Annotated in this window: 11 protein-coding genes; 8 read left to right on the plus strand and 3 right to left on the minus strand. The window is 37.4% G+C overall.

Annotation, left to right across the window (positions count from 1 at the left end; all coding sequences use genetic code 11):
* Positions 1–424 precede the first annotated feature (424 nt).
* Both JNUCC52_RS21590 and JNUCC52_RS21595 read right to left on the minus strand, forming a co-directional pair.
* On the minus strand, positions 425–1,129 hold the full coding sequence (locus JNUCC52_RS21590) for a response regulator (protein WP_337980791.1): 705 nt from the start codon (positions 1,127–1,129) through the stop codon (positions 425–427).
* Entirely contained in the window at positions 1,122–3,833 is a 2,712-nt protein-coding gene (locus JNUCC52_RS21595) for an ATP-binding protein (RefSeq protein ID WP_337980792.1), read from the minus strand. Before JNUCC52_RS21595 ends, JNUCC52_RS21590 begins: the two co-directional genes overlap by 8 nt.
* 365 nt (positions 3,834–4,198) lie before the next feature.
* Here JNUCC52_RS21595 and kdpA point away from each other — a divergent pair, with 365 nt between their 5' ends.
* From kdpA to kdpC, 3 genes are read left to right on the plus strand one after another with little or no spacing between them, the layout of a single operon-like run.
* The gene (gene kdpA / locus JNUCC52_RS21600; protein WP_337980793.1) at positions 4,199–5,893 is read left to right on the plus strand and encodes a potassium-transporting ATPase subunit KdpA; all 1,695 of its coding nucleotides are present in this window, start codon (positions 4,199–4,201) and stop codon (positions 5,891–5,893) included.
* A 15-nt stretch (positions 5,894–5,908) separates the two neighbouring features.
* On the plus strand, positions 5,909–7,972 hold the full coding sequence (kdpB, locus tag JNUCC52_RS21605) for a potassium-transporting ATPase subunit KdpB (protein ID WP_337980794.1): 2,064 nt from the start codon (positions 5,909–5,911) through the stop codon (positions 7,970–7,972).
* 12 nt (positions 7,973–7,984) lie between these two features.
* Entirely contained in the window at positions 7,985–8,626 is a 642-nt protein-coding gene (kdpC, locus tag JNUCC52_RS21610; protein WP_337980795.1) for a K(+)-transporting ATPase subunit C, read from the plus strand.
* 87 nt (positions 8,627–8,713) lie between these two features.
* On the opposite strand, the gene JNUCC52_RS21615 is transcribed toward kdpC, so the two are convergent.
* Positions 8,714–9,769, minus strand: a complete 1,056-nt coding sequence (locus tag JNUCC52_RS21615) for a 2,3-butanediol dehydrogenase (protein ID WP_337980796.1) — start codon at positions 9,767–9,769, stop codon at positions 8,714–8,716.
* Between the two features lie 299 nt (positions 9,770–10,068).
* Between JNUCC52_RS21615 and JNUCC52_RS21620 the strand changes: the two genes are divergently transcribed.
* The 5 genes from JNUCC52_RS21620 to JNUCC52_RS21640 all read left to right on the plus strand — a co-directional run bounded on the left by JNUCC52_RS21620 (position 10,069) and on the right by JNUCC52_RS21640 (position 14,394).
* Positions 10,069–11,370, plus strand: coding sequence for a DEAD/DEAH box helicase (locus JNUCC52_RS21620; RefSeq protein ID WP_139860784.1), 1,302 nt, complete (start codon positions 10,069–10,071; stop codon positions 11,368–11,370).
* Positions 11,371–11,382: 12 nt separating this feature from the next.
* Positions 11,383–12,276: a deoxyribonuclease IV gene (locus JNUCC52_RS21625; protein ID WP_139860786.1), complete on the plus strand. Its 894-nt coding sequence runs from the start codon at positions 11,383–11,385 to the stop codon at positions 12,274–12,276.
* Positions 12,277–12,465: 189 nt separating this feature from the next.
* Positions 12,466–13,254, plus strand: a complete 789-nt coding sequence (locus JNUCC52_RS21630) for a lipid II flippase Amj family protein (protein ID WP_337982245.1) — start codon at positions 12,466–12,468, stop codon at positions 13,252–13,254.
* Between the two features lie 69 nt (positions 13,255–13,323).
* Positions 13,324–13,674, plus strand: a complete 351-nt coding sequence (locus JNUCC52_RS21635) for a VOC family protein (RefSeq protein WP_337980797.1) — start codon at positions 13,324–13,326, stop codon at positions 13,672–13,674.
* 216 nt (positions 13,675–13,890) lie between these two features.
* Positions 13,891–14,394 (plus strand): DUF6773 family protein, encoded by a 504-nt coding sequence (locus JNUCC52_RS21640; RefSeq protein ID WP_337980798.1) that lies wholly within the window; start codon positions 13,891–13,893, stop codon positions 14,392–14,394.
* Positions 14,395–14,404: the final 10 nt, after the last annotated feature.

The following is a 14,404-nucleotide window of genomic DNA, read 5'->3' on the forward strand; positions in this document are numbered from 1 at the left end:
ATTGTATGCTTTTCATTGATGACATACCTGATTATAGATATGATATGCAGACGCTGATGTTAGCGTTCGACAAATGCTAATGATTGAACAATTGAAAGGGCTCCTATGTGCTCTTTCATATTAAGTTATGTAAGTCACGATAGAATGGATTATGAGGAAAAGAAAATTCTAAAAAAAACATAAAACATTTACAATAGCAGGCGAATAATATTTTTGCTTATTTAAGTGAAAATCGGATAGCTTTTTGCAATTAAGTACGTGTCCCAACAAAATTGCTAAGTGAGAAAGTTATATGTGAAAGCAGTAATTAATAAATACAAGGCATAGCTCCATAGAGTTGGAGCCATGCGTACGGATTTTTACCGTAGAGAAAAGTAGTTGTTATAGTTGAATAGCGTATTTGATAGTGCAATTTGATCTAACGTTATTCATCATCATTCACTCGCAGCATTCTATATCCAACCCGAACGTGAGTCTGAATATACTTTGGTTGTGAGGGATTCTCTTCTATTTTCTTTCGAAGAGTTGCCATAAATACTCGAAGGCTTGGAACATCTGACTGGAGAGCATTTTGCCATATCTCCTTCAATAAAAAATTATGTGTAAGTACTTTGCCAACATGCTTGGATAGAACAACTAAAAGTTTATACTCAATAGGTGTCAAGTGCACTTCCATCGCGTTAACAAACACGGTGTTTGCCACGTAATGTATTTCTAATTGACCATTAACAAACACTGCTGACTCTGCTTCTAGCTGATGTTCGCTACTTATTCTTCGTAATGCTACACGTATACGTGCAAGTAGCTCCTCCACGCTAAAAGGTTTTGTGACATAGTCATCCGCACCAGCATCTAATGCGCTTATTTTATCGAGTTCTTCACCGCGGGCACTTACAACAATTATGGGCGTTTGGGTCCAGCCACGTACTTTTCTAATAAAGTCTATCCCGTCCATATCAGGCAAGCCTAAATCAAGGATAATGACATGAGGCTTCAACGAGATAGCTTTTTGTAATGCACTAGAACCATCTTGTGCTATATCGAATTCATAGTGCTGAGTAGTTAAGGTCATTCTAATTAAATTGCCGATTGCTACATCATCTTCTACGACTAAAATCCGTTTATTCATTTATACTGACAACTCCTTTTTTTAAAGTAAAACGAAAGATGGTTCCAGTCGGATAGTTATTTGCAACTTCTAATTCACTATCATGTAATTTTAAAATTGTTTGACATAGTGCTAACCCTAAGCCTAAGCCCCTTCGACTGTCACTACGCTGAACTTTACCTGTTATAAACGGCTCGAACAGTTTTTCTTTTAGCGAATCGTCAATACCTGGTCCATTGTCAGTGATACTAATGTCAACAAACTCGTCTCGATCTTTTGCAATGAAAGAGATGGCACTACCTGCAGGTGTATAGGTTAATGCATTATCGATTATATTTATAATTACTTGAATCATTAGGCGTGCATCCATCAATGCCATAAGTAATTCAGGCTCTACATGATAAGAAATGTTATGTGTATTGTCACGTGGAGTAACATGCAGTAACGCCTCTTGAATAATATCCTCCACAAGCTCTAATTGCATCTCTAATGCAAATTGCCCATCTTCTAACATCGAAACTGCCAGTAGGTTTTCAACCATTTGAACAAGCCATTTTGAGTTCTTGTATATATCTTCGTATAATCGTGTTTTTTCAATTTCAGGAATATGCGCTTTATTTGTTAACAGGATATCTGCATTTCCAGAGATAGTTGTAAGCGGTGTTCGTAAATCATGAGAGATAGCACGTAAAAGGTTAGCTCTCATTTGTTCAAGCTCCGCTTCCCTTGCAACTTGCTCATTTAAACTTTGCAAATACCATTTATCGAGAGCGAATGAAAAATCATTCAAAATAGCATGTAAAATATCGCGCTCAAATGCGGGGAGAGGTGCTTGCTTAGAAAGAGCAATTCCTACAATACCCTTAATGTTTCCACTTGAAATAACAGGTAAATAATAGCCGTTCACTTCAGGGAAAATATCTGTTGATATACCAGCAAAATGTTTATTATTAATGACCCAATGTATTACACCTAATTCATTAGTATCTTGAAAGAGTGATGCTACGTTAGTATTCTCCATATTAGATAGACTTGTTGTTGGGAAAAAAATAGAGTTAGTAATTATTTTTTGCTCTATTTCAAAAAATTGTACAGGTCTTTCTACTAATTTAACAATCTGTGTCATGCCTTCCGTAATGATTTCTTCGATAGATTTGGCGTGTTGTAGTTTGCGATTTGTTTCTAGTAAAACTTCCATTCGATATGATTTACGAACGGCAACGATTGCCTGCTCTTTTATCTTTTTTGTTAAGCTACTTGTGATTATGCCAGAGAAAAACATAATGAGAAAAGTAATAGGATAATCCCGATGATATGCTTCAAGGGAAAATCGTGGCTCAGTAAATAAAAAGTTAAATAGAAGTACAGCTACTGCAGAGCTAATAATGTTCATTAGCCAGCCTGACGACCATATCGCAAGGATTAGCACAGTGAGAATGTAAATCGTAATAATATTGGATTCACTAACTCCTATTGTAAAGAAAAATAAAGCTAAAATAGAGCCTAAGAGAAACACTACTGCCATTTTTATTAAATCCAACCATTCAATCGTTAGTCGATTTCGAACGCCAGTAGGCACATACAATCGTTCATTTTCTTGATCTGGAACTATATGCATAGTTAAATTCGGTGCAAATTCATTGAGCCTGTCACTGATTTTCGCATGTGGCAGCCACCATTTCTTTTTCAAAGCAGTTCTGCCAATTACTAGCTTTGTGACCCCACTTAAATGTGCATAATTGGCTAGTGCAGCTGCGATATCATTCTCTTGAACGATTACAACATGGCCGCCAAGTTGCTCGGTCAATTTCATATGTTGTTGCAATCGTTCATCATTTGCTTTGTTAAAACTACTTTCTTGCACCTTTTGCACATAAAGCGCAGTAAATTTGCCATGTAATGCTTGAGCAAGTCTTGCGGCAGTGCGAATAACTTTTGCATTAGTCGGGGAGCTGCTAATACCTACTAAAATATGTTCTTCAATTTGTTTCGTTTGCCTAATCGATTCGCTATCATTTATCTGTTTGTAATTAACCGTATCTGCAGTCCTGCGTAAGGCAATTTCTCGAAGTGCAACTAAATTTTGTTTGCGAAAAAAGGAAGCTAATGCTTTTTCAGCTTGTTGTTTGTGATAGATTTTTCCTTCTTTTAAACGTTGAATTAACTCATCTGGTTCAATATCCACAATCTTGATAAGTGCTGCTTGATCAATTAAATAATCTGGAATGCGTTCTCGCACTTGTACCCCCGTAATTTCTTCAACTACATCGTGCAGACTTTCAATATGTTGAATATTTACAGTTGTATATACATGGATACCTTTCGCAAGTAATTCTTCTACATCCCCAAATCTTTTTGTATGACGCATAAGTGGAACATTTGTATGAGCCAACTCATCGATTAGTACGATTTCTGGTTTGCGTTGCAATACTGCATCTATATCTAATTCTTGAAAGTTTTTCCCTTTATAATGCAAATTTCTAGTCGGTATTTGCTCAAGTCCGTCAAGTAAGGCTAATGTCTCTGGACGTGGATGTGGCTCAATATAGCCAATTACTACATCTTTGCCAAGTTTTTTTGCTAGATGTGCTGCATCTAGCATGGCATACGTTTTACCTACGCCAGCAGCATATCCGATAAAAATTTTTAGTCTCCCTACAGTTGCTTGCTCCTGATGAATTCTTGCTAAAAATTCCTCTGGAGTGGGGCGCTCATTTTCCATCATCCTTCACCTCATTTGTATTATAGCGTTATCTGACATTAAGAAAGTGTAAAGATTTAACCCCTTTATCGTTTCTTAATACAAAATTCAATTTCCTAACACTACATTAATTTCAAAGTCAGTATGATGAAAACATCAAATGGAGGGAATGGTGATGTGAATTGATGGACTTTTATATGATTGGCTTATTAATCATTAGTTTTGCCAGTCTATATGCGTTAATCATTTGGTGCTACAAATTAGTCGAAGAGTAGGGGGAATCGCTATGGGCATTGTTATTGGAATTATACTTATCTTACTTTTTGGATATTTAGGGTACGCCCTCTTATATCCAGAAAATTATTAATAGGATGCAGGAGGAATAGCGTATGTGGCAAATAGCCATTGTTTGTATTATTTATTTACCGCTTGTTATCCTAATGGGCCATTATCTTTTTCATGTGACAATGCATAAAAAAACATGGCTCGATCCAGTGATGGATAAAGTAGATGGTGTCATTTATAAATTATGTGGCGTAAAGCAAGTGGATATGACTGGAAGACAATATGTGCTGTCGTTAATTATGTCGAATGCTTTTATGGTGTTCATTGGCTATATGCTATTGCGCATACAATCTTTTTTGTTGTTAAACCCTAATGAAATTGAAAATATGGAGGCAACGCTTTCCTTTAATACGATCATTTCATTTATGACCAATACAAATCTGCAGCATTATAGTGGTGAATCAGGTTTAAGTTATTTGTCACAAATGCTCGTCATTATTTTTATGATGTTCACATCGGCAGCGACAGGCTATGCAGCATGTATGGCGTTTTGCCGACGTCTAGTAGCCAAAAGTGATACTTTGGGCAATTTCTATGTAGATTTTGTACGGGTGATTACACGTGTATTAATGCCCATTTCAATTGTGGTTGCCATTATTTTAGTATGGCAAGGTTCACCTCAAACATTAAGCGCCAATAAAACCGTACAAACAATTGAAGGAAAGATGCAAGATATTGCACTTGGACCTGTTGCATCCCTTGAATCAATTAAACATGTTGGTACAAATGGAGGCGGGTTTAATGGAGCCAATTCGACGACTCCTTTTGAAAACCCTTCCGTTATATCCAACATTGTAGAAATGCTATCTATGATGTTGCTACCTGGGGCTTGTGTTATAGCATTTGGTTTAATGGTTGCTTATAGAAAAAAGAAAACGATAGTTGGGAAGCAAGGGCTAGCAATCTTTGGAGCCATGAGTATGCTGTTTCTAATTGGGCTAGTAACAGTGTATATAGCTGAGCGTGCTGGAAATCCACTTATTGATGAGCTAGGTCTTACACAGGCACTTGGCAGTATGGAAGGAAAAGAAATGCGCTTTGGTATAGCACAATCCGCTCTTTTCACTGCTGTCACAACGGCTTTTACAACTGGCTCTGTCAATAATATGCATGATACTTTAACACCGCTTGGTGGACTTGTGCCGATGTTTAACATGATGCTAAACGTTGTATTTGGTGGTAAAGGCGTTGGGCTTATGAACATGATGATGTATGTGCTACTGACGATTTTTATTGCGTGCTTAATGATAGGCCGCACCCCACAATTTTTAGGGAAGAAAATTGAGGAAAAGGAAATGAAGCTTATAGCGCTGTGTATTTTAATTCATCCTGCCATCATTCTGTTATTTTCGGGTTTTGCTGTTGCTACGACAGCAGGTGTGGCAGGCATAACAAACCCAGGTGCACATGGTTTATCACAGGTGCTATATGAATTTGCTTCTGCATCTGCCAACAATGGCTCTGGCTTTGAAGGATTAGCCGATAACTCGACATTTTGGAATGTATCGACAGGGCTAGCGATGTTTTTCGGACGCTATTTAACCATCATAATTCAATTGGCAATTGCTTCGTTACTTGCTAAAAAAATGTTGCATAGCGATTCAATTGGAACATTGAAAACAGATACATCGATGTTTACATTTTTACTAGTTGGCATTGTACTGATGATTGGCGCATTGACATTTTTACCAGCATTGGCACTTGGTCCAATTACAGAGCATTTACAAATACATTCCTAATGAGGAGGGACATAAATGGAAACTGGAAGGAAAAGTTTTATTTCGAGCGAAATAATCAAGCATTCCATGATCGGTGCGTTGAAAAAATTTAATCCACTATATATGATCAAAAATCCTGTAATGTTCGTTGTAGAGAGTGGATTTATTTTAGTGTTATTGTTATCGTTTTTCCCCCATTTACTTGGGAGCGGGGAAGGGGAGCATGAGCGACTCTATAATGCTATTGTCGCTTTTATTCTCTTTGTCACGATTTTATTTGCTAACTTTGCAGAGTCTATAGCAGAAGGGAGAGGGAAGGCTCAGGTACAAACATTAAAAAATACAAAAACAGTAACACTGGCACGAGTTCTTTTAGCGGATGGTTCGGAAATAATGAAACAAGCACAGGAACTAAAAAAGGGAGATAAAGTTTTAGTTCAAGCGGGGGAGGTCATTCCGAACGATGGCGAGGTAATTGAAGGGATTGCGACTGTCGATGAATCGGCCATTACAGGGGAGTCGGCACCTGTTGTGAAAGAACGAAGTGGTGACTTTTCATCTGTTACAGGAGGAACGACTGTCACTAGTGATTGGCTTATTATAGAAATTACATCACTGCCAGGAGAGTCATTTTTAGATAAAATGATTACGCTAATAGAAGGGGCAAGTCGGAAAAAAACACCTAATGAAATCGCGTTAAATACTTTGTTAGTAAGTTTAACGATAATTTTCTTATTGGTTGTCGTGACAATATATCCAATGACTACTTATTTAAATGTGCATATTTCCATGGCAACATTAATTGCACTGACAGTTTGTTTAATTCCCACTACAATTGGTGGCTTGCTTTCCGCCATTGGTATTGCTGGAATGGACCGTGTGACACAGTTTAATGTCATTGCGATGTCGGGGAGAGCTGTGGAAGCGTGCGGTGACGTAGACACCCTAATATTAGATAAAACAGGAACAATCACTTATGGCAATCGCATGGCATCTGAGTTTTTACCTGTAAAGGGAGTAGCGCATCTAACATTGATGCAAACTGCATGGCTTAGTTCCTTAACTGATGACACACCTGAAGGAAAATCTATCTTATCGTTAGCATGTGATTTAGGTGTGAATACGACAGATGCACAACATATTATTAAATCAAGTGAGCATATACCGTTTTCTGCACAAACACGGATGAGCGGATTAAATTTGCAGGATGGCACTCAAATTCGAAAAGGGGCTTATGATACGATTAAACAAGAAAGCATTGTTGCAGGGCATTCAATCCCTCAAAATTTGGAGCAGTTAGTCCATCAAGTATCTTCTGTCGGAGGGACGCCACTTGTTGTGTCGATGAATCATAATATTTTAGGCGTAATCCATCTTAAAGATGTTGTCAAATCTGGTTTAAAAGAACGCTTTGAACAGTTGCGGGCAATGGGCATTAAAACAATTATGTGTACAGGAGATAATCCCTTAACAGCAGCAGCTATAGCCAAAGAATCAGGCGTGGATAGCTTTATTGCTGAAAGTAAGCCTGAGGATAAAATAAAGGTCATAAAAGACGAGCAGGCACTAGGGAAAGTTGTAGCGATGACAGGAGACGGAACGAATGATGCACCTGCATTGGCGCAGGCAAATGTTGGTCTTGCTATGAATTCAGGTACGAATGCAGCGAAAGAGGCTGCGAACATGGTAGATTTAGACTCAAATCCAACTAAAATAATAGAAGTTGTAGAGATTGGGAAGCAATTATTGATGACGCGTGGCGCACTTACTACATTTAGTATTGCAAATGATGTTGCGAAATACTTTGCGATTATCCCTGCCATGCTGATGGTGGCAGTACCAGAAATGAGCTCACTTAACATTATGCAACTCGATTCACCGACAAGTGCCATCATTTCTGCTTTAATTTTTAACGCGGTTATTATTCCGTTATTAATTCCTATAGCGATAAAGGGTGTAAAGTATAAGCCGATGAGCGCTGCAAAATTATTACAGAAAAACTTGTTCATTTATGGACTTGGTGGCATCTTTGCTCCCTTTATTGGAATAAAGGTGATTGATTTACTAATAGGGCCACTGTTGTCCATGCTTGGGCTATAGGAGGGACATGACATGAATCGATTTTGGAATAATGCAAAGCAAGCGTTATTTGTATCATTAATAATGTTTGTAATATGTGGTTTAATTTATCCTTTTACTGTGACAGGCATTGCACAAGGACTATTTAACGAGCAGGCAAATGGAAGCATTGTTGAAGTTGATGGTAAAGCTGTTGGTTCAGAATTATTAGGGCAAGCCTTTACATCACCAGCATTTTTTGGGGGACGTGTTTCTTCTATTAATTATAATGTGTATGCAAAAGAAGATATTGTACCAGACGAACATGGAGCAACTGTCTATGGAGGAGTTAGCTCAGGTACCTTTAACTATGCACCTTCCAATCCAGAATTAATAAAACGAATCGATGAAGACATTCAAGCATTTTTAGAGGCCAATCCAACAGTAAAACGACAAGAGATTCCTGCTGATTTAATGACAGCCTCAGGGTCAGGCTTAGATCCACATATTAGTGTGCAAGCAGCACAAATTCAAATAAACCGAATTGCACATGCAAGTGGCCTGTCAGTAAAGGAAATTGAAGAAATTGTAGAGGTTCATACAGAAGGACGCACGCTCGGCATATTTGGAGAAGAGAAAGTAAACTTTTTAATGGCGAATTTGGAAATTTTTAAAAGGATGAAGCAATATGAATAGGATATAAGTGCTAATATAAAAGGCAGATAGAGAAAAGGGGATAGCATCATTTTCTCTATCTACTTGTAAAAGAAATGATACGGAGTTTTATCCTTGTGCGTTAACAAGAATTTTAATATGATTTTTCTCCTTTAGTAACGCTTCAAAGCCTTCTGTAACAATATCATCAAGCCCAATGCGCTTTGTGACAAGCTTGTCTGCTAGGAAGTAACCTTTTGTCATTAACTCCATAACGGATGGGAAGACATCACGATAAGCCATAACTCCTTTTACGGTGCGCTCTGAACGCACAATAATGTTAGGCTGTATAGAAGCGACAGATTCCCAAATAGAAACGATTATTGTTTCGCCTTCAAAAGTAGTGGAGTCAATGGCTTGTTGTAAAACGTCTGGTGCGCCTGTTACTTCAAATGCTACATCGACACCGCCATCTGTTAATGCATGAATACGCGTAACTGCATCCTCTTCCTTTGGATTAATAACAGCGGTTGCGCCCAATTCCATCGCTTTTGCAGCACGTTCGGCTGAAAGTTCCACAGCGTAAATTTCGGAAGCTCCAGATGCCCGTAATGCATCAATCACGAGGAGACCAATTGGCCCTGTTCCAAAAACAGCTGCTTTATCACCAACTTTTAATTTACTTTGACGTACTGCGTGTAAAGCGACTGCTGCTGGTTCTACAAGTGCACCTTGTTCATAGGATAGCCCTTCAGGCATTTTGTGCACCATCCGTTCATCTACCATTGTATATTGTGAAAAGCCACCGCCGCCGCCGGAAAGTCCATGGAAACCAAGGTGCTTACAAATATTATACTTTCCCTTCCTACAAGCAGCGCATTCACCACAGGCTAGAGTTGGTTCGATTACGACTGCATCACCGATTTTTACCTTTGTGACCCCTGCGCCAACTTCTACTACCTCGCCTGAAAACTCATGACCCATAACAAGTGGATAAGTATCACTTCTATCATGATGGAGTTGTTTGACTGGAATAAAGATAGGTCCAACTGTATACCTATGTAAATCGCTGCCACAAATTCCTGCCCAATGTACTTTAATTTTTACTTTTCCTGATGCAATGGTAGGCTCTACAATATTTTCAACACGGATATCCCTTGCTTTATACCATCTTACTGCTTTCATGATCTAGCAACCTCCTTATAGTATGTGATATTTTATTTTATCATGTGGAAAATATTCAAATCATTAGTTGGATAAAAATCGACATAAAAAATATAAAAAGTCTATTGGTTTTTTTGCATTATTCACACTTTACATTTTTCATTGCATAATAGTCGCAATTAAAGTAAGTTTGTTAAAGGTTAGCGTTGCATCGATGAAAAAAATAATAGAATTTTGTAAATGCTTATGTTAATAGTAAGGAAACATACCTAAAAGGCCGAATCATGGTACAATGGGAAAGATGTAAGGAGGAACGAATTATGTCAAAATATACTGATTATAATTTTCAGCCATTTTTGCAGGACGCAATTGCAAAACTTGGCTTCACAGAACCAACACCAATACAAAAGGAAATTATTCCGCTAATACTTAAAGGTAAAAGTGCGATTGGTCAAGCACATACAGGTACAGGGAAAACACATAGTTTCCTTATTCCGATTGTGCAACGTATTCAAGTTGACAAGCAAGAAGTACAAGCTGTTATTACTTCGCCAACACGAGAGCTTGCTCAACAGATTTTTGATGCGTTAAATCAATTAATAGAAGGAACAGAGATTCAAGCGAAATTATTTATTGGGGGTACGGACAAACAACGCTCCATTGATAAGTTAAAAACGCAACCACAAATCGTTGTTGGTACACCAGGACGTATTCGTGATCTTGTTTCAGCTCAAGCGTTATTTGTGCATACGGCACCAATTTTAGTGGTAGACGAAGCGGACCTAGCGTTCGATATGGGCTTTATCGAAGAGATTGATGGCTTTGCTTCTCAAATGCCAGAAAAGCTTGAAATGTTCGTATTCTCTGCAACAATTCCAGAACGTCTACAGCCATTCCTAAAAAAATACATGGAAGCACCTGTACACATTCATATGAACGATAAACGTCCAGTAGCAGAAGGTATTGACTTTGTGCTAGTGCCTGTTCGTTCGAAATCACGCAACAAACGTTTACTAGATGTCATTGAAGGCATTAACCCGTTTTTAGCGGTTATTTTTACTAATACACGTAAAACGGCAGAGCATGTTGCTGGTTATTTAAACGAGCAAGGGATTCGCTGTGGTCAAATACATGGTGATTTAACACCGCGTGATCGTAAAAAAATGATGAAGCAAATTCGTGATTTAGAATATCAATATATCGTGGCAACAGATCTTGCTGCGCGTGGTATCGATATTCAAGGGATTTCACATGTCATTAACTATGAAATTCCAGAAGATCTTGAATTCTTTATTCACCGTGTTGGTCGAACAGCACGTGCGGGTAATAAAGGTACGGCGATTACATTATTTGAGCCTTCAGATGAGGACGCATTGGCTCGTGTTGAGAAAATGGGTATTCCATTTGAACAAAAGGATGTCAAAGATGGTGAATGGTCTGAACTAAAAGAACGTCATGCCCGTAAAAACCGAGTGAAGCACGAAAATGAAATTGATGTAAAAGCAAAATCTTTAGTGCGCAAACCGAAAAAAGTAAAACCAGGCTACAAACGTAATATGAAATGGGAAATGGAAAAAATTAAAAAACGCGAACGTCGCATAAAAGCACGCGGCAAAAAATAAGGAGGCATATATATGTTACTTGGCTCACATGTTTCAATGAGCGGTAAAGAAATGCTACTCGGCTCTAGTAAAGAAGCTCTTTCTTATGGTGCGAACACCTTTATGATTTACACGGGTGCTCCACAAAACACGCGTCGAAAACCAATTGCAGATCTTAATATTATGAATGGTCTATTACACATGAAAGAGCATGGCATGTCCAATATTGTCGTGCACGCTCCATACATTATAAATATTGCAAACACAGAAAAACCTGAAACCTTCCGTCTTGGTGTAGATTTCCTACAATCAGAAATTGAGCGCACGGCTGCATTGGAAGCAACGCAAATTGTTTTACATCCTGGTGCACATGTAGGCGCAGGAGCAGATGCAGGTATTGCCAAAATTATTGAAGGTTTAAATGAAGTGCTTTCACAAGATTATCCCGTGCAAATTGCATTAGAAACAATGGCAGGTAAGGGAACAGAGTGCGGGCGTTCTTTCGATGAGCTGGCAAAAATTATTGATGGTGTTACAAATAATGAGCGCCTTTCTGTATGCTTTGATACATGCCATACGCATGATGCTGGCTACAATATTGTAGAAGATTTTGATGGTGTGTTAAACGAGTTCGATAAGATTATTGGTGTGGATCGTATTAAGGTCCTTCATATAAATGATTCTAAAAATGTTCGTGGCGCAGGGAAAGACCGTCACGAAAATATTGGCTTTGGGCATATCGGATTTGATGCTTTAAAATACGTAGTCCACCATCCTCAATTGATGGACGTGCCAAAAATATTAGAAACACCATTTGTTGCATTAAATAGTGATGCTAAATCAAAAACAGCACCTTATAAATATGAAATTGAAATGTTACGTAGTGGCGAATATAAACCTGAGCTTATTGACGCCCTACGAGGTTAATTAAACCGTAGACAAACGCAGAGAGATTTGTGTTTGTCTACGGTTTTTTGATATCGTAGTTAAATGGCTATAATTCACAGGTATTTTAAGCTTTCTGGAACTAATTTAAAATTCAAACGTCTACATGTGAAATAATTGGAAAGTTAAGAGTAGGTAGAGAGAGTGGAAATTATAACAGGAAAATTAATGATGATTGCTTTATTTATTCTCATCATTCATTCAATCGAAACCCTTGCGTATGCAGTCCGTTTATCAGGAGCACGTGTAATGTTGCTAGCTTCAGCTTTATCGCTTTTTAATGTAATGGTCATGGTTTCGAGGCTAGCGAATATGATGCAGCAACCATTTACAGGAAGTTTGGTGGATACAGCTCCTGCTGACAATGCGTTAGCCTATGTAGAAAACCAATATCGCATTATTATTGGAGCGGCATCGGTAGGAACTCTTATAGGGATATTATTACTGCCAACGTTCGTAGCCATCTTTTCGCGAGGGATAATCCATTTGGCTGAGGAAAGAGGTTCAATCCCAGCGTTATTGAAAAAAGGATTTACGCTTGAATATGTAAGACGTGGAATTAAACATATTCGTAAGCCAAGTTTTTCGTATTTAAAGGGAATTGGCTTAAGAGATATTCCAGTAAAATTATTTGTCATTAACATTGTCATTACAGCGATTTATACGATTGGTGTTTTATCAGCTTTATATGCTGGGTTATTAGTACCAGAATTAAGTAACACTGCTGTTATGGCGTCTGGACTAATCAATGGTATGGCGACGATTTTGTTAATTATTTTTATTGATCCTAAAATTTCAATACTTGCGGATGATGTGATTAACAAGCGAGGTAGCTATTTAGATTTAAAAAGAGCGTCAGTTATGATGATGACATCCAGACTTTTAGGAACGATTTTGGCGCAAGCTTTATTTATACCTGGGGCACATTATGTTGCTTGGTTTGCGAAGCTTATTACTTAATCACTAGAAGGAAATCGCTTTTATAAAGAGAATTGAAATGAATAACGAAAAGATAGGAAGGTGAAATTTATGAATATAAAGGGCTTTGGTGGAATCTTTTGGAGAATAAAAAATTTAGAGGATATTAAACAATGGTACAGTAAAGTTTTAAACATGGAAATCGAAGGCTGGAATGGTGCCATTATTACACCACAAGCAGACAATGAAACAATTTTTTCTTTCTTTACCGAGGATGATGGCTATTTTCCATTAGAACAACAAGTGATGTTAAACTTCCAAGTTGAAAATCTAGATGACAGTATTAAGCATCTAGAGAAATTGGGTGTTCCTTTTGTAAAGGAAAAAGAGGTTAGTGAATTTGGAAATTTCATATGGATTGAAGATCCAGAGGGCAGACGAATTGAGCTATGGGAAAAGTAAACGAATAGAAATTCCTAACGTTAATAGGCAACATGGACATTTTTAAAAAATGAATTTTTAAGGCACATTTTCCACAAGAAAATGTGCCTTTTTCATGTCTTTAAGAGAACACATTTTGCATTTTGTAAATTATAAATAACTTTATGCAATTTATATATTGCAAAAAAGCAATGTTGTTTTATATAATAAAATTAATAAAACGAATGGAGGAAAATTATGGCTGCCAGACAGAAGAAGCAAGTTGATGAACGTGTAAAAAATTTACAAAATAAAATATACAAAGAAGTTTATGTATTGATCATGATTGTATGTTCAATATCGATCTTAATTAAATTCTTTAAAATGGGCGTGTCCTTGGATAATGTATTAACAGAGTGGTTGATTATATTTATATCATCTGTCTATTATTATGTTAGAACGGCATATCTTGGCATTTTAACAGATGAAATAGAGGTTCACGATAGTAATAGCAAAGTCAAATTAGGAACAAAAAATGTACTTTTTGGTGTTGTATTTGGTTTAGTTTTTGCAATTATTTTAGGGCTTAACAGTGCATTTAACTACGCAGACAGTACACAACAAGCAATAGAATATTTCTTCGTTGTATTTTTAGTATCTCTACTGATATATGTGCCATTTTTTGCAGGGTTTTTGGGATTATCGTATAAGGCTGCAAAAAAGAAAAGTGATCAAGTCGTACAAAAAAATTTAGAAGATTAACAGTGGTGAT

The sequence above is a fragment of the Lysinibacillus sp. JNUCC-52 genome (assembly GCF_015999545.1).
Lineage (GTDB): Bacteria > Bacillota > Bacilli > Bacillales_A > Planococcaceae > Lysinibacillus.

Coding starts and splice junctions, on each gene's coding strand:
- JNUCC52_RS21590 (WP_337980791.1), bottom strand. CDS start 1,129: ATGAATAAACGGATTTTAGTCGTAGAAGATGATGTAGCAATCGGCAAT.
- JNUCC52_RS21595 (WP_337980792.1), bottom strand. CDS start 3,833: ATGATGGAAAATGAGCGCCCCACTCCAGAGGAATTTTTAGCAAGAATT.
- kdpA (WP_337980793.1), top strand. CDS start 4,199: ATGTGGCAAATAGCCATTGTTTGTATTATTTATTTACCGCTTGTTATC.
- kdpB (WP_337980794.1), top strand. CDS start 5,909: ATGGAAACTGGAAGGAAAAGTTTTATTTCGAGCGAAATAATCAAGCAT.
- kdpC (WP_337980795.1), top strand. CDS start 7,985: ATGAATCGATTTTGGAATAATGCAAAGCAAGCGTTATTTGTATCATTA.
- JNUCC52_RS21615 (WP_337980796.1), bottom strand. CDS start 9,769: ATGAAAGCAGTAAGATGGTATAAAGCAAGGGATATCCGTGTTGAAAAT.
- JNUCC52_RS21620 (WP_139860784.1), top strand. CDS start 10,069: ATGTCAAAATATACTGATTATAATTTTCAGCCATTTTTGCAGGACGCA.
- JNUCC52_RS21625 (WP_139860786.1), top strand. CDS start 11,383: ATGTTACTTGGCTCACATGTTTCAATGAGCGGTAAAGAAATGCTACTC.
- JNUCC52_RS21630 (WP_337982245.1), top strand. CDS start 12,466: ATGATTGCTTTATTTATTCTCATCATTCATTCAATCGAAACCCTTGCG.
- JNUCC52_RS21635 (WP_337980797.1), top strand. CDS start 13,324: ATGAATATAAAGGGCTTTGGTGGAATCTTTTGGAGAATAAAAAATTTA.
- JNUCC52_RS21640 (WP_337980798.1), top strand. CDS start 13,891: ATGGCTGCCAGACAGAAGAAGCAAGTTGATGAACGTGTAAAAAATTTA.